At 69.4% G+C, this 15,797-nt stretch carries 13 protein-coding genes; 6 read left to right on the top strand and 7 right to left on the bottom strand.

Annotated elements, in window-relative coordinates; translation table 11 throughout:
• Positions 1-24: 24 nt before the first annotated feature.
• The 3 genes from AXE84_RS09425 to rimP all read right to left on the bottom strand — a co-directional run bounded on the left by AXE84_RS09425 (position 25) and on the right by rimP (position 2,228).
• Complete coding sequence (locus AXE84_RS09425) at positions 25-357, bottom strand: YlxR family protein (RefSeq protein WP_060957691.1); 333 nt, start codon at positions 355-357, stop codon at positions 25-27.
• Between the two features lie 118 nt (positions 358-475).
• The gene (gene nusA / locus AXE84_RS09420) at positions 476-1,516 is read right to left on the bottom strand and encodes a transcription termination factor NusA (RefSeq protein WP_003786363.1); all 1,041 of its coding nucleotides are present in this window, start codon (positions 1,514-1,516) and stop codon (positions 476-478) included.
• A 193-nt stretch (positions 1,517-1,709) separates the two neighbouring features.
• Positions 1,710-2,228: a ribosome maturation factor RimP gene (rimP, locus tag AXE84_RS09415; protein WP_010613620.1), complete on the bottom strand. Its 519-nt coding sequence runs from the start codon at positions 2,226-2,228 to the stop codon at positions 1,710-1,712.
• Between the two features lie 124 nt (positions 2,229-2,352).
• On the opposite strand from rimP, the gene AXE84_RS09410 reads away from it, so the two are divergent.
• Complete coding sequence (locus tag AXE84_RS09410) at positions 2,353-3,402, top strand: Tat pathway signal protein (RefSeq protein WP_236750043.1); 1,050 nt, start codon at positions 2,353-2,355, stop codon at positions 3,400-3,402.
• 118 nt (positions 3,403-3,520) lie between these two features.
• Positions 3,521-6,544: a DEAD/DEAH box helicase family protein gene (locus AXE84_RS09405; RefSeq protein WP_060957690.1), complete on the top strand. Its 3,024-nt coding sequence runs from the start codon at positions 3,521-3,523 to the stop codon at positions 6,542-6,544.
• A gap of 13 nt (positions 6,545-6,557) precedes the next feature.
• Here AXE84_RS09405 and AXE84_RS09400 read toward each other — a convergent pair whose 3' ends face one another.
• A complete protein-coding gene (locus AXE84_RS09400; RefSeq protein ID WP_060957689.1) occupies positions 6,558-8,390 on the bottom strand; it encodes a proline--tRNA ligase in 1,833 nt (610 codons plus the stop codon).
• Between the two features lie 259 nt (positions 8,391-8,649).
• Between AXE84_RS09400 and mvk the strand changes: the two genes are divergently transcribed.
• From mvk to fni, 4 genes are read left to right on the top strand one after another with little or no spacing between them, the layout of a single operon-like run.
• The gene (mvk, locus tag AXE84_RS09395; RefSeq protein ID WP_010613614.1) at positions 8,650-9,612 is read left to right on the top strand and encodes a mevalonate kinase; all 963 of its coding nucleotides are present in this window, start codon (positions 8,650-8,652) and stop codon (positions 9,610-9,612) included.
• Positions 9,609-10,634, top strand: coding sequence for a diphosphomevalonate decarboxylase (gene mvaD, locus AXE84_RS09390; protein ID WP_060957688.1), 1,026 nt, complete (start codon positions 9,609-9,611; stop codon positions 10,632-10,634). The genes mvk and mvaD overlap by 4 nt, the downstream gene beginning before the upstream one ends.
• On the top strand, positions 10,631-11,770 hold the full coding sequence (locus tag AXE84_RS09385) for a phosphomevalonate kinase (RefSeq protein WP_150116267.1): 1,140 nt from the start codon (positions 10,631-10,633) through the stop codon (positions 11,768-11,770). The genes mvaD and AXE84_RS09385 overlap by 4 nt, the downstream gene beginning before the upstream one ends.
• On the top strand, positions 11,767-12,855 hold the full coding sequence (fni, locus tag AXE84_RS09380; protein ID WP_060957687.1) for a type 2 isopentenyl-diphosphate Delta-isomerase: 1,089 nt from the start codon (positions 11,767-11,769) through the stop codon (positions 12,853-12,855). The genes AXE84_RS09385 and fni overlap by 4 nt, the downstream gene beginning before the upstream one ends.
• A 170-nt stretch (positions 12,856-13,025) precedes the next feature.
• On the opposite strand, the gene AXE84_RS09375 is transcribed toward fni, so the two are convergent.
• The 3 genes from AXE84_RS09375 to AXE84_RS09365 all read right to left on the bottom strand — a co-directional run bounded on the left by AXE84_RS09375 (position 13,026) and on the right by AXE84_RS09365 (position 15,789).
• Entirely contained in the window at positions 13,026-14,402 is a 1,377-nt protein-coding gene (locus tag AXE84_RS09375) for a tripartite tricarboxylate transporter permease (protein WP_060957686.1), read from the bottom strand.
• Positions 14,399-14,689 (bottom strand): hypothetical protein, encoded by a 291-nt coding sequence (locus AXE84_RS09370; RefSeq protein WP_060957685.1) that lies wholly within the window; start codon positions 14,687-14,689, stop codon positions 14,399-14,401. The genes AXE84_RS09375 and AXE84_RS09370 overlap by 4 nt, the downstream gene beginning before the upstream one ends.
• A gap of 110 nt (positions 14,690-14,799) precedes the next feature.
• Positions 14,800-15,789: a GNAT family N-acetyltransferase gene (locus AXE84_RS09365; RefSeq protein ID WP_081093139.1), complete on the bottom strand. Its 990-nt coding sequence runs from the start codon at positions 15,787-15,789 to the stop codon at positions 14,800-14,802.
• Between the last annotated feature and the right edge of the window lie 8 nt (positions 15,790-15,797).

Here is a 15,797-nt window from a genome sequence, read left to right as displayed (position 1 = left end):
ACTCATCGGGTGCCCATCGGCTTCCTACCCGCCTTCGCTATCGGTGGTCCGCTCACCCGGTCGGGAGGCGGGGACCTCGCCGTCGTTGACCAGCCTCCGCTCCAGGAACCCGCGCACCCGGGCCACATCCAGTGGTCCACTGGTGCGCAGAGCACGTGAAGCGGCGCGTCGTCGCTCAGTGAGGTCGAGGCACACCGGATCCGGGTGGATCCAGGCGCCGCGCCCGGGTCTGACGGCCCGGGCATCGACGTCGAGCTCACCGCTCGGCGTCAGGACGAGACGCAGCAGCTGCGTCCGCGGGGCCTTTTGTCGACAGCCGATGCAGGTGCGCTCGGGCACGTGGGGGATGGTGACCACCGTCCGTCGGCGTCCTTCCGCTGCTCTGCAACCGCTGACGCGGGTACCGCAGCCGAGGAATCTCGGCGCAGGACCCGCAAAGGTCCGCCGGAAAGTCTACATCGCCCCGCAGGGCGGTTCAGTCGCCCAGCTCTGAGGGACCTGTCACGTCGTCGGACTGGGACCCCTGGCCAGGGGTGATCTCACCGGACTCGGCATCAGCGTGGATGTCGATCTTCCAGCCGGTCAGGCGCGCGGCCAGACGGGCGTTCTGCCCCTCCTTGCCGATGGCCAGGGAGAGCTGGAAGTCGGGGACGATGGCGCGAGCGGTGCGCTCCTCGGCGTCGATGACGCCCACGGCGGCCACGCGGGCCGGGGACAGGGCGTTGGCGATGAAGCGGGCCGGGTCCTCCGAGTAGTCCACGATGTCGATCTTCTCTCCACCGAGCTCGGTCATGACCGCGCGCACCCGCTGCCCCATGGGGCCGATGCAGGCGCCCTTGGCGTTGACGCCGCGCACCTTGGAACGCACAGCCATCTTGGTTCGGTGCCCGGCCTCCCGGGCGACGGAGACGATCTCGACGTCACCGGAGGAGAGCTCGGGAACCTCGCGCTCGAAGAGCTTGCGAACCAGACCCGGGTGGGTGCGCGACAGGATGATCTGAGCCCCGCGGGTGCCGCGCGAGACGTCGGTGACGTAGGCGCGCACACGATCGCCATGGCGGTAGCGCTCGCCGGGGACCTGCTCATGGGGAGGCATGATGCCCTCGTGCTCCTCGTCCAGGCGCACGTAGACGATGCGGGGGTCGCGCCCCTGCTCGACGGTGCCGGAGATCAGCTCGCCGGTCTTGTCCTTGAAGGCGCCCAGGACCTCGAAGTCGCGGCGGTCCTGGATGCGCTGGACGATGACGCTGCGGGCAGTGGCCTGGGCGATGCGACCGAAGTCATCGGGGGTGTCGTCGAAGTACTCCCCCGTGGGCTGGTCCTCCTCGTCGACCTCCGGGGCCAGGACGCTCATGTGCCCGGTGCGACGGTCAATCTCGACGTGGGCACCACGGATGGCCCCGGGCACCTTGGAGTAGGCCCCCAGGATGGCGTCCTCGATAGCGGGCAGCAGGTTGTCCAGGTCAATACCGAGCTCGTCGGCAGCGCCTCGCAGCTCCGGCATATTGATGTCCATGGGTCCTTGGGTCCTCTCTGGTCCGCTGAGCGGGTCTGCACTGGGCTCCCGTTGACGGTAGCCCGTGACGGGTCGGATGGTCCATCACGTCTGTCCGGGCCGGCACGTCAACCTATCAGTTATCAGGACACACATTATTCCCGGTGACTATCCGCGGGGAGCATCTGATGGATCTTCGGCCTGTTGCCCGGTTCTAGAGCCCGGCCAGCACCATCCTCGCCTCGGTGATGTCCCCCAACGCGATGCGGCGCTCGACGCCGTCGACCTCGATCCCGACCATGCCACCGTTGTGGTCACTGGCCTCGTCGTCCTCCTCGGCCGCGGTGACGACGCCGGTGAGCTCGTCGTCGGCCGTGCGCACCCGGGCACTATGACCAACGGCACGCCGGAAGTGACGCAGGGTGGTCAGCTCCCGCTCGGCTCCGGGGGTGGAGACCTCGAGGGTGTACTGACCCTTGACGGGGTCGGCCTCGTCGAGGGCCTGGGAGATGGCCGCGGTCACGGGCCCCAGGGCGTCAAGATCGAGGTCTCCGGGACCATCCAGCAGGTCCACGAAGACGCGCACAACCGAGTACTTTCCCGCCCGGGTGGTCTCCACGCTCTCAAGATGAAGCCCGGCGTCGTTGACGATCGGAGAGAGCAGATCGGCGAGACTGCGGGCCAGCGCGTCAGCGCGCTGTCGCGGATCCTTGCGCTGATCAGAGGCTGCCATGGTCGTTCTTCCTCCCGTACTGGCCCGGGCCGAGGGCCCGGATGGACGTGGTCAACATAGTCAACATGGTCGAGGTGGTCGAGGTCGGGATCATGCTACCTGCCGTCTGTGGGAGGATTCCCCGGTGAACACTCGCCGCCCTCCCCTGCCCACTCAGTCGAACGGCTCTCAGCCGCCCTATCGTGACCAGGTCGGCGTCAGGCCCCGTACCAGTGGCGGCACCGGTGCGGCAGGTCACGGCTTGACGCGCCGTACCGCGGTGCTCGCGGTGGGAACGGCTCTGACCGCGACGCTGAGCGGTTGCGGGCTGCGCCTGGGGAAGGGCTCCCCGGCGTCCCTGCCGTCAGCCTCAGCGGCGGAGACGGCTCGAGATGGCCTGGCCAGGCAGGCCGCGCTCATCTCCTCCACTGCCGGTGTGGTCGCACAGGCCGGCGGCGGGGATGCCACGACCGCGGCCCTGGCCGAGGGGGTCAAGCAGACGGCTGACGCCCAGCTCGAGACCTTGGGCGGGGTATGGCAGCCCTGGCCCTCACAGGTGCCCTCCGCCTACCCCACGGTGGCTCCGGTGCCGTCGGCCTCGGCGGGTGCCTCCGCACAGGACCTGGCCGCGGCCCTGGCCGATGGATCGACGCTGGCCCGCCGGGCGGCGATCGCCGCCGCCTCGGAGCAGGATGTCCGGCTCTTCACCTCGCTGACGGTGGCCTGGAGTCTCCAGCATGATCTCTTCCAGCCGCCGAGCTCAGCGGACAAGTCACGGGTGGAGGTGGCGCAGGGCTCCAAGATCAGCTCCGGTCTGCTGACCTCCTACGACGCGGCCCGCTACGCCATGGAGGCGCTTGCGGCGCGCAGTGACGACTCCCAGCGCACTCGGGCGGTCGCTGACGCCAAGGCCGCCACCTCCGTGGTCAACGCCGCGGTGGCTGCAGGCTCCGAGGACAAACGGTTGGGCGCCTACGCCGCACCGAGTGAGTCCACAGACCCCAGCGTGAGCACCCAGGTGCTCTGGGCCCGGCAGGTGTGGTCCAACGTCGTGTCGGCAGAGGTGCAGGAGGCCGGTTCCGCCAAGGCCTCCAGCCCGGCCCGCGAAGCGGCCGTCACCGGTGCGGTCGACGCCGCCCGGCGCGCCACCGCCTGGGGCGCGGATTTCTCCTCCCTGCCCGGCTACGCCGCCTGACATGCATCTTCTTGTGACGGCCGTGGCCGCCATCGCCGCCCTTGCGGCCGTGGACCAGCTCTTGTTGTGGATGGAGCGCCTGGCCGACCTCCAGGGCGACGCAGCCCCGAGGTGAGACATGACGAGCGCAGCCGCCCCCACTGCGCAGCACCCGCTGCGCCGGTGGACACGTCGAGTGCCGTTACACGACTACCAGCAGAGTCTCCTTGACCGGCTCCATCCCGACGACGGAGCCACGCTTCACCTGCTGGCGCCACCGGGAGCGGGAAAGACCCTCATGGGGCTGGAGCTGGCCGTGCGCAACGGCCGTCGTGCGCTCGTCCTGACACCCACCACCGTCATCGGGGCCCAGTGGATCCATCAGGCACAGGAGCTCTTCACCTCCTCCTTCGGCTCCCCTTCGGTCACTGGTTCCGTCGGCGCCCACCTGCCGGGCACGCGTCCAGATCAGGCGGCAGAAGCCGCCGACCTGACAGTGCTGACCTATCAGTCCCTGGCCGTCGTCGGCTCCTCCCCCACCTGGAGCAACGTGGCCCGCTCGCACTGGGTCACTGAGCTCACGGCCGGCGGACGAAGCGCCGTGAGCGCCGAGGCATGGCTGAAGCGGCTGGAGGCCGATAATCCTCGGGCCTACACCCGTGGACTCCGTTCACGCACTGCCACCATCCGCCGTCAGGTCGATGAGCTCGACGACGACGCCATCGACTCGATTCTGGGGCCCGGTGCCCGGGCACGCCTGGACGCACTCGTCACGGCGGGAGTCGCCACCATCGTCCTCGACGAGTGCCACCACCTCAAGGCCCACTGGGCCGTCGTCGTCTACTACCTCGTACGGCGTCTGAAACGGGTCGGCCTGTCCCCCACGCTCATCGGTCTGACGGCCACTGAGCCCTCGGGTGAGGACCGGTCGGCCCGCCGTTATCGTGCGCTCCTGGGCGACGTCGACGCTGAGGTTCCGGTTCCGGCCGTCATCCGTGCCGGTCACCTCGCCCCCTGCCGTCAACTGGCCTGGTTCACGCTCCCGTCCCCGGAGGAGACGGAGTTCCTGGCTACCGCCGGAGAGGAGCTCCATCACCGGGTGGGCGAGCTGCTGCTGAGCCCCGACGGCATCGACTACCTGCTTGAGGTCGTCGCCCCGCCCATGTCGTCCACGGCTCCAGGTGACGGGAGCGGGTCGGGGCCGTTGCCTCGCATCGCTGGAGCGGATGACGACCATGCCCCTACGACAGCGAGGCCTCACGAGGAGGACGAACTGGTGCGTCGGATCGTCGCGGGTTTCGACGCCGACCCGCTGCTGGCCGCGACCGCAGCAGCGCTGCTGCGCAGGACAGGCAGCTACCGGGGCACGGCTCTGAGTACTCGAGTTGTCCCGCTCCTGCCCGAGCTCGACCTGCTCGATCTTGACGATGAGCTCAGGCTCCTGGGGCGGTACGCTCATGACCGGCTCCTGGCAGTGCCGGAGCGCCGGCGGGACTGGGAGTCCACACGCGAGCTGCTGAGAGGTTTCGGGCTGTACCTGACCGATTCCGGTATCCGGGCGGGACGATCCCCGGTGGATACCATCACTGCCGTCTCCAGGGCCAAGGACACGGCTGTCATCGACATCCTGCGTCACGAGCTCGACTCCATCGGTGATCGGCTGCGGGCAGTGGTTGTCACCGATGCGGCCGAGCACTCGGCTCCTCACCGAGCGCTTGACGTCCTGGTCCCGGGGTCACACCCCGGCCCTGCGGGAGGTGCGGTGCGTTGTATGAGTACGCTGCTCAGTGATGCGGATCTTCGCTCCTTGCACCCGGTGCTGCTGACCGGCTCTCGCCTGAGCCTGGCCAGCGGTGATACCTCGCTACTGGATCGGCTGCGTCGGAGCACCGGTCTCGCACTCCCCGCCACCGATGACGGCTGGATGCTCTCGGTCACCGGGCAGGGAGTTGGCAGCGCCGGGCTCGTCCTGGCCGTCAGTGAGCTGGTCACTGCCGGGGAGATACGGCTCGTCGTGGGCACCCGGGGGCTTCTCGGCGAGGGCTGGGACTGCCCCGCCGTCAACACGCTCATCGATCTCACGGCGGCGACGACCTCGGCCTCAACGCAGCAGCTGCGCGGCCGCACGATGCGTCTGGACCCTGGCTGGGGCGACAAGGTCGCTCACAACTGGTCCGTCACCTGCCTCCTGCCAAGCCATCCCCGCCTGCGCTCGGCCCCGGACCTGAACCGACTGCGTCGCAAGGCCGAGCACCTGTGGTCACTGGTTCGGATCGATGACCCCGAGGCCTCCCCAGTCTCGGCCTCCGACGAGCCTTGTGGCACTCCTGTCGTCGAGACGGGCCTCGACGCCATGCTGGCACCGGTCCAGCGCCGCCTTCTCGACAAACTGGGTGACGGCGCCGCCCCGGAGGATATTGATGCCCTCAACTCCGCTACCCTGGCAGGCCTCGATCGTCGGGTCGAGTCGCGGCGATGGCTCGCTCAAGCACCCGCGGCGCACCGGGTGTCACGACGCGGCCATGGCCGAGCGCTGGAGGCGGTCGAGATCACGAGTGCCCCGGGTCTGCTGCGCCGGGGATCACCCACGGCCTTCTGGAGCGCTGCGGCTCGCGCCGTTCTCGATGTCGCCCTGTCGCGATACGACCTCACTGCCGACGGGGACTCCTCTGACGGGCCCCGCCCCGACCTCGTGGTTCGCGAGAGTCCCACCGATTCGCTCGGCGGATCGCGTCCGCGGGTGCTGATCGGCCTGGACGGGGTGGGGACCCGTCAGAGCGCTCGGTTCGCCGACATCCTCACCGAGCTCCTGAGCTCCCCGGGGCGCCGTCCCCGTTTCATCCTCGAGGCCACTACCGCAACATTGGCGCAGGGCACGGCCGAGCAGCCTCTGAACGGGCTGCGGCGTCTCCTGGGAAGGCTGCTGGCGCTGGGGGCATGGAACCACGATGACAGTGTTCACCTTGCGGTTCCGACGGCCCTGGCCCGCTCACGAGCCGATATGGAGGCTTTCCTCCATTCCTGGTCCACACGGGTGGGTCCGTGCCGGCTTCACCTGGTGGCCGACGCCGATGACGCGGCAGCGCTCCTGTCCTGCCTCGGCAGCGGTGGTCCCACCGGACGAGTCGAGCTGCGCCGTACCAGGCGCTGGATGGAGGACTGAGCAGCCGTGCCGTTCAGTGACGGGCGGCCTCCAGCGCGGCGCGGACGGTGGAGCTGAGCTCGGCCGCTGCGGCGTCGGCGGACACAGAGCGGCGCTCGCCGGTGCGGCGATCGCGGATCTCCACGGTCCCCTCCTTGGCCAGGTCCCGGCCGACGACCAGCGTATAGGGCAGGCCGAGGAGCTCGGCGTCGGCGAACTTCACCCCGGCGGAGACCTTGCGGCGGTCGTCGTAGAGGACCTCGACGCCGTCGGCATCCAGGGATGAGGCGATCTGCTCGGCGACGTCGAAGACGGCCTGGTCCTTGCCGGTGGCCAGGACCTGCACGTGGTAGGGGGCGATCTGGACGGGCCAGGTCAGCCCCTTGTCGTCGTGGTTGGCCTCGGCCAGGGCGGCCATGACGCGGCTGACGCCGATGCCGTAGGAGCCCATGGTGACTACGCGGGCCTTGCCGTTCTCGTCCAGGACGGTCAGTCCCAGGGCCTGGGAGTACTTGCGTCCCAGCTCGAAGATGTGGCCGATCTCGATACCGCGGGCCAGGTGGAGGGGGCCTGAGCCGTCGGGGGCGGGGTCGCCCTCACGGACCTCGGCGGCCTCGATGGTGCCGTCGGCGGTGAAGTCGCGCCCCATGACCAGGTCCAGGACGTGCTTCTTGTCGGTGTTGGCACCGGTGACCCAGCTGGTTCCCTCCACGATCCGGGGGTCGACGAGGTAGCGCACGGAGCCGGCGAGGACCTCGGTGCCGTCCTCGAGCTTCTCCACACGCCGCAGCGGGGAGTTCGGGCCGATGGCGGTGGGGCCGATGTAGCCGCGCACGAGCTCGGGGTGGGTCTCGAAGTCGGTGTCGCCGGCCATCTCGACCTCGGCGGGGGCGACGGCGGCCTCCAGGCGCTTCATGTCGACGTCGCGGTCCCCGGGCACGCCGACGACCAGCAGCTCGCGCTCGCCGCCGGGGTGGATGAGGGTGACGACGACGTTCTTGAGGGTGTCGGCGGCCGTCCAGGCCCGCCCGTCGGAGCGCGGGTAGGCCCGGTTGCACAGCTCGACCAGGGAGTCGATGGTGGGGGTGTCGGGGGTGTCGACCACGCGCGCCGGGCCGATCCCGGAGGCGTCCACGGCCTCGGGGACCACGGTGGTGACCGCCTCGGCGTTGGCCGCGTAGCCGCTTGAGGAGCGCACGAAGGTGTCCTCACCGATCTCGCAGGGGTGGAGGAACTCCTCGGAGTGGGATCCGCCCATGGCGCCGGCCATGGCGTTGACGATGACGTAGTCCAGGCCCAGGCGGGTGAAGATCCGCTCGTAGGTGTCCCGGTGGGCCTGGTAGGCGGCGGCCAGGCCGGCGTCGTCGATGTCGAAGGAGTAGGAGTCCTTCATGACGAACTCGCGGCCGCGGATGATGCCGGCGCGGGGGCGGGCCTCGTCACGGTACTTGGTCTGAATCTGGTAGATGACGGCCGGCAGGTCCTTGTAGGAGGAGTAGAGGTCCTTGACCGCGAGGGTGAACATCTCCTCGTGGGTGGGGGCCAGCAGGTAGTCCCCGTCCTTGCGGTCGCGGAGCTTGAACAGGGTGGGGCCGTAGTCGTCCCAGCGTCCGGTGGCCTGGTAGGGCTCGGCCGGCAGGAGGGCCGGGAAGTGGACCTCCTGGCCGCCCATGGCGTCCATCTCCTGGCGCACGATGTCCTCGATCTTGCGCAGCGTCCGCAGCCCCAGCGGCAGCCAGGTGTAGACCCCGGGGGCGGCCCGGCGGACGTAGCAGGCGCGCACGAGCAGGCGGTGGCTGGCGACCTCGGCGTCGGCCGGGTCCTCGCGCAGGGTACGGATGAAGGAGGTGGAGAGTCTGTGCAGCACAGGGCGATCCTACGGGGTCCCAGAGCCGCCGCCCCAACGGGGCCCGCTCGGCCCTGCGAAATCACGGGAGTAAAGGGTCACAGCGCATCTGTGTCCACGGCTGCGCGCGAACCGTCTCAATGCTGGTCAGGTAGGACTTGCAGCCCTCGAGAAACGCCCGATACGCTCGATCCCATCAAAGGGTTCGTCAAGCCCTCTTATCCCTGAACCCGGCCCGCATCACGGTTTCCCGACGCGTGGGCCACAGGCAAGGAAACATATGGACAGGCACTCCTCCATCCGTGAGGGACACGGCCAGACGTGGGCGAAGGCCATTCTCCTGGGTGAGCACTCGGTCGTCTACGGGCACCCCGCTGTGGCCGTACCGTTGCAGGACCTGCGGATGCGAGCCACGGCGAGCCCGACCTCGGGTCCCTCCACGCTGAGCAGCCTGGACTACTCGGGGCCCCTGGACCAGGCCGGGTCCCGGTTCGCCAGTGTCGCACGGGCCTTCGAGGTGGCCCGCGAGTTCTCCGGGGGCCTGGTCCAGGCCTTCGATATCACCACCGTGAGCGACTTCCCCCATGAGCGCGGGCTCGGCTCGTCGGCGGCGGCGGCCGGCGCGATCATTCGCGCTGTCCTAGACGCCTGCGGGCGCGAGGCCAGCTCCGATGAGCTGTTCGCGCTGACGCAGATGGCTGAGCAGATCGCGCACGGCAAGCCCTCGGGGCTGGACGCCGCCGCCACCTGCTCACCGTGCCCCATCCGGTTCCAGGGCGGACAGATGCGCCCCTTAAGCCAGCGCATCGACAACGCTTTCCTGGTCATCGCCGACTCCGGGATCCACGGCTCCACCCGAGAGGCCGTTGGAGGCCTGCGCCGGCGCTACGAGAGCGATCCTGACAACATCGGCCCGCGTATCAACCGACTGGGAGCACTCACCCAGAACGCGATCATGGCCCTGGACCAGGCCGACGCCCCGGCCCTCGGGGTCGCCATGGATGAGGCGCACGCGGTGCTGACCGAACTCAGCCTGAGCCTGCCGATCCTCGATGACCTCACCGAGGCCGCCCGCAGCGCCGGGGCACTGGGCGCCAAGCTCACTGGCGGAGGACTCGGCGGCTGCGTCATCGCCCTGGTCACCGGCGAGTCCGCCACGCGCCGGGTGCGTGCCGCCCTGGAACAGGCCGGCGCACCGGAGACATGGAGCTATCGGATGCGCATCAGCGAGGTGGACGAGTGACCGCCGTACCCCTTGGAGCCGCTGCCGGCTCCTCCCCGGCCGCTGCCCCGACGGCGACAGCCAGCGCCAACACCAACATCGCGCTCATCAAGTACTGGGGCAAGGTGGATGAGGCGCTGGCGATCCCCGCCACCTCGAGCCTGTCCCTCACCCTCGCAGGGACCCGGACGACGACGACGGTCTCCTTCGACGGCGGTGCCGGCGCCGCAGACTCGGTGACGATCAACGGGGTCTCCCCCAGCGCCGTGGAGCTGGGGCGAGTGACCCGGTTCCTCGACCTGGTACGTTCCAGCTCAGGCGTCGCCACACCGGCTACCGTCATCTCCCGGGCCTCGGTGCCGCTGGCGGCCGGGCTGGCGAGCTCGGCGGCGGGCTTTGCAGCGCTTGCGGCGGCCGCCTCCCGCGCCGCCGGCATGAACCTCGACGACCGTGCCCTCTCCCGGCTGGCCCGGCGCGGGTCGGGGTCGGCCACGCGCTCCGTCTTCGGTGGGCTGGTCCTGTGGAACGCGGGCCACGACGACGCCTCCTCCTACGCCGAGCCGGTTGGGTGCGAGATGGACCTGGCGATGGTCGTCGTCGTGCTTTCCGAGCGGTACAAGCCCATCAGCTCCACCCGTGCCATGCGGGCGACCATGGCGACCTCTCCTCTCTTCCCCGCCTGGGTCGAGGCCAGCGGGAGAGACCTTCAGGTGGCGCTGGAGGCGGTCCGGGCGGGCGACCTGGCGCGGCTCGGAGAGATCGTCGAGGGTAACGCCCTGGGCATGCACGCCACGATGATCGCGGCCCGCCCGGGCATCGTCTACTGGCTGCCGCAGACCGTTGCGGCGCTGCACGCGATCCACGCCATGCGCGATGAAGGACTGCCCGTGTGGGCGACGATCGATGCGGGTCCCAATGTCAAGGTGCTCACTGAGGGTGCCCGGGCTGAGGAGATCGCCGCCGCGCTGCGCGACCGTCTGCCCGGCACCACCGTCTCGGTGAGGTATCCCGGCGGCGGGGTGCGTATCGAGGAAGACTTATGACCCCTCACGCTGACGGCGTGGTCTCCAGGGCGCCGGGCAAGCTCTACATCGCCGGTGAGTACGCCGTCGTCGAGCCCGGCCACCGAGCGGTCCTGGTGGCGGTCAACCGATTCATCACCGTACGCATCACGCCCTGCTCCCCCACCGGCGGGTACGCGGGCACGATCAGCTCGCGGCTCTACGACACCGGCTCCAGGCCCTGGCGTCACCGCCCGCAGGACGGCCTGGCTGAGGCTGTCGGGGGTGATGACGACTACGTGATCTCGGCGATCCGCGTCGTCGAGGCGCTGGTGGCCGAGGGTGGTGGCCGGCTGGGGTCCTTCAACCTGGGCATCTCCAGCGAGCTGGACGAGGCGGACGGGCGCAAGCTGGGCCTGGGATCCTCCGCGGCGGTGACCGTGGCGACGGTGCGCGCCGTCGCGGGCTTCTACGGCCTGAGTCTGGACGACTCGCGTGTCTACAAGCTGGCGATGCTGGCCAGTGACGCGGTCCAGCCGATCGGCTCGGGGGGCGACATCGCGGCCAGCGCCGTGACCGGCTGGGTGGACTACGCCTCACCCGACCGCGTGTGGCTGCGCCGGGCCAGGCAACGGGCGCAGGCCCGTGGCGGCACAGGAGACCTGCTGGAATCCGACTGGCCCGGCCTGTGCCTGCGTCGACTGCCGGTTCCCTCCGTGAGGCTTCAGGTGGGATGGACCGGGGCTCCCGCCTCCACCCCGGCCCTGGTTGCCGGCGTCCAGGCGGGCTCCCGCGGGGTCGACGACGTCTACTCGTCCTTCCTGCGCGCCAGCCAGGACACCCTGGCCTCCCTGACCACGGCCATCGAGGACGACGACGCCGGCCAGGTCATGAGCGCAATCACGCGAAACCGGGTGCTTCTGGTGCAGCTCGGACGGATCAGCGGCCGTGTCATCGAGACTCCCGAGCTGACGCGGCTGGTCGAGATCGCCCGCGATCACGGGGCCGCTGCCAAGAGCTCGGGGGCCGGCGGCGGGGACTGCGGTATCGCCCTGTGCCCGCCGGACAACGACATCGCCGCCATGAGCTCCGCCTGGAGGGCGGCAAGTATCCAGCCCCTGGACCTGGCGATCTACACCCACGACTCCCCCGTGCCCCCTATGGAGGTCACCTCATGAGCCACGAGTCCACCGACTCACAGCGGGCCTCCCGCAAGGACGAGCACCTGGAGCTGGCGGTGCACCTGCACCGCCAGGACCGTGCGAACGCCTTCGACGACGTCTCCTTCATCCACCACAGCCTGCCGGGCGTCAGCGCTGAGCAGGTCGATATCGGCACCACCGTGCTGGGCTCCCGCTGGGAGGCCCCGTTCTACATCAACGCCATGACCGGCGGGACGCAGGCGACGGCGGCCATCAACGCCGACCTGGCCGAGGCGGCCGCTGAGGCAGGAGTCGCGATCGCCTGCGGTTCCCAGCACGTGGCCCTGCACGACCCCGAGCGGGCAGATGGCTTCCACGTCATCCGCCGTCGGGCCCCGGGCGCCTTCGTGCTGGCCAACGTCGGGCCGACGGTCAGCCCGCAGGAGGCGGCGCGGGCCGTGGAGATGCTTGAGGCCGATGCCTTGCAGATCCACCTCAACGCGGCCCAGGAGCTGGTCATGCCCGAGGGCGACCGCGATTTCAGCGGCTGGGAGGAGGCGGTCGCCACCATTGTCACGGCCGTGCCCGTCCCGGTGGTGGTCAAGGAGGTGGGCTTCGGGCTCTCACGCCGGAGCATCGAATCCCTGGCGCGTACCGGTGTCGCGGCCGTCGACGTGGCCGGAGCGGGGGGCACGGACTTCATCGCCATTGAGAACGAGCGCCGCCCGCAGCGCGACCTGTCCTACCTGGTCGGCTGGGGCCAGTCGACGGCGCTGTGCCTGCTGGAGTCTGTGGCGGTCGATGACCCGGTCGGTCTGCCGGTGCTGGCCTCCGGCGGCGTGCGCAACCCGCTCGACGTCGTGCGGTCACTGGCCCTGGGGGCCTGCGCCGTCGGGGCCTCCGGGCACGTGCTGCGCACCCTGGTCAAGGAGGGCCCCGAGGCCCTGCGCCGCGAGCTGAGCACCTGGGGCGACCACGTGCGCACGCTCATGACCCTGCTGGGAGCGGCCGATGTGGCCCAGCTGCGCCGTACCGATGTGGTCGTGACCGGACGCACCGCCGAACAGGCGCGTCTGCTCGGCGTCGACCTGACCCGTCTGGCGCACCGCAGCGATACCTAACCGTCACCAGGTGCTTCCGTCAAGGGGGATCGTCCCCTCTGCCCCTTACTCTGACTGACTCATAGAGTGCCGGTATCAGGACTCAGCATCGGAAGTCTCGCGTGGCCGATCGCAACAGACGTGCGGCGGAGGCAGGTCCCCAACCTCCGCCGCATCCCGCGAGAAGGAGATCAGGCCAGAGCGGCCAGGGCCTTGACGATGCCGGGGGCGGCGTAAAGCGACATGAACTGGACGCCGTAGGCAACTCCCAGGCGGTTGAGTGATCCGCACACGACTCCTACGAGCAGGACCCCGAAGACGTTGGCCAGGCCCGCCTTCTGGTCAGCGTCGATGTAGGCCAGCAGGATGACGAAGGCGACGAACAGCGCCAGTACCGCCTCGTGAGGGATCCGACGCATGACGAAGTAGGTGATCTGCGAGGACCAGCGCACCGCAATGACGTAGGTGATCGCAAGCGCGATCAGAGCCCCAATGGTCACGGTGATGATGAACCCGGGCAAGTCCAGCAGGTGGTGCAGGTTGTGCTGCTTGGTGTAGACCGAGCCCGCATTGAACAGCGGGCCGGCGGGTCCGACGGACACCCCGGAGATCGGGACCCCGAGCGCCACCAACGGGATAATGACGCCGGCGAGGTAGGTCGAGTGGGCCAGGGCGCTCATAACGGTCACCGCACGCTGTGCGCGGGGCACCCGGTCCTCGTTCTGGCGGGCCACGGAGGCCTCCCCCAGCAAGAAGGTCAGGCCCACCGGGCTGAGAATGAACAGCGGGGTGGAGGCGGCGGCCATAGCGGCACTCCACCATCCCTCGGACCTGGTGATGAGCCGACCCGGCCGCAGCGCCTGTCGGCCGAAACCGGAGCGCAGCAGCTCGGCCTTGGTGCGGTTACCGTGCGGCAGCTCCTCCCGGCGCTTGGCGTTGAGCAGCTCCAGGAGGGTCAGGAGCATGGGTCCCACAGTGATCCCGAGGAAAAAGGAGGTGTTGACGCTGGCCTTCTCCGGGATGATGCCCGCGCCCCGGTAGAGGGCCGGAAGCGCCTGAAACAGCAGCGCCATGGGAAGAATCGACACCAGTGAGAGGATGCGATTCTTTCCGAGCAGGGCCAGGACCACGGCTCCGGCCGCAAGGACGATATCGGAATGGGTCTTGATCCAGTCGGCCATGGGAAGCAGCAGACTGGCCAGGAGGAAGCTCAGGGGAATGGAGATGAGGGTTCCGATGGCCGAGCCCACCGCCATCTTCCGGATCGTGTCGGAGGCCAGGCCCTTGGTGCGCAGCACCATGGCATGATCCATGAGCGGAGCGGACATGACCCCGCCGGGAAGGCCCACCAGCGCCGTTGGGATGCCGTTCATGAGGTTGAGCGTGACCACGGCGGAGATGAAGAAGGCGAGGACCACGTGCGGCGGGGCTCCGGCCAGGATGATCGCCAGGGTGACGGGCGCGAGCACCCCGGTCTCATCCGTGCCGGGAATGAACCCGATGAACGTATAGAGGACCACGGCAGCCAGGATGGCGGCCACCATCATGAGAAGAAGGCTCACGGTCACTGGTCCGCCCCCTCACTCGTGCCGATGCTCAGCTCCTCGACAATGGTGACCTCGCGCTTGGGACTCACCAGGAAGCAGCAGGCGATAAATCCGATCGTTGAGGCTCCCAGCCCCCAGAACAGCGGCTTTCCCCCGAAAGAGGCGGATAAAAGTACCGCCGCAACGATACACATCACCGAAATCAGAAGACAGATGAGCAAATCTCTGGGCGAGACGAGATCGTTCCAGACCTCGATATTGTTCTGACGCTCCGTGGTCTCGGAGTCGACGTCATCCGTACTGCGCACGATTGGTGATCGTAGGCGAGCCACCCAAGACGCTCCATATGTTGTTCACCATGACTTTGCAGGCGCCGTGTAACAAAACAGCATCGTCCTTGCGGTCCCACCGGGAACGTTCACAGGAGCACGGTGGCGAACAGACCCACCTGCTCAAAGCCCAGGGAGCGGTAGAGCGCCATGGCGGGGGCGTTGTAGTCGTTGACGTAGAGGCTCACGACGCCGTCGGCGCCGACATGGTCCCGGCGCACGGCGTCCACCACACCGGCCAGAGCCGCCGCCCCGACTCCCCGCCCACGCAGGTCGGGGCGGGTCCACACGCCGGTCAGCTGGGCGACGCCACCTGTCGGGGAGTGCCACAGGGCACCGACGTCGGCCTTGAAGGCCACCGCCCGGGGTGATCCGGGCTGGACAGGACCTCCTGCGCCGTCGTCGAGGACGACGTAGCTGCGCCGCTGCTCAATGAGCCAGCCGACGTGACGCCGGTATCCGGAACCATCGGTGGTGGGGTCATAACCGAGCTCACCGATGAACATGTCCACCGAGGCCGGAAGGACCATCTCCGTCTCACCTGGCTGCGCCCGGCGGACCGTCTGCCCCACCCAGGACAGGGAAGAGTGACGGGACCGGTGCCCGACGCTCAGCCCCCCGACCGGGCGAGGTGCGACCAGGACCGGCTGCTTCCAGCGCTCCTGGCGGGAACGCACTCCCTGCTCGCTGAGCGCCCCCCAGATCGTTGCGACGTCCCGGGCCGGCCCGCAGACCGAGCCGTGTCTGGACAGGCGGGGTCGGCAGTGCTCGGCCAGCGCCCGGATCTCACCGGCATCGGCCGCCCGCAGACCGTGCTCGGGGCGCCCTGCCAGGCCGAAGGGCATGAGGGAGCCGACCGACCAGGCCGCGGCGACGGGCTGCGCCAGTCCGCCCAGGGCGACGACGTCTCCGCGCCCCCAGCGGTTCCAGCGCTGCATCTGCTGGACGAGGCTCACGGCACAGACCGGTTCCAGAGCGCACAGCGACATGACTCCCGACACCTGATCGGAGGGAACCGGTGTCAGGCGGTCGGCGTGACGCTGAGCGCGTCTCGTCTCGCGGTGCCGCAGGAAGCTCATGCCCGTCA

The sequence above is a fragment of the Actinomyces oris genome (assembly GCF_001553935.1).
In the GTDB taxonomy this organism is placed as follows: domain Bacteria; phylum Actinomycetota; class Actinomycetes; order Actinomycetales; family Actinomycetaceae; genus Actinomyces; species Actinomyces oris_A.
This window is presented reverse-complemented; position numbering and strand designations above follow the sequence as displayed.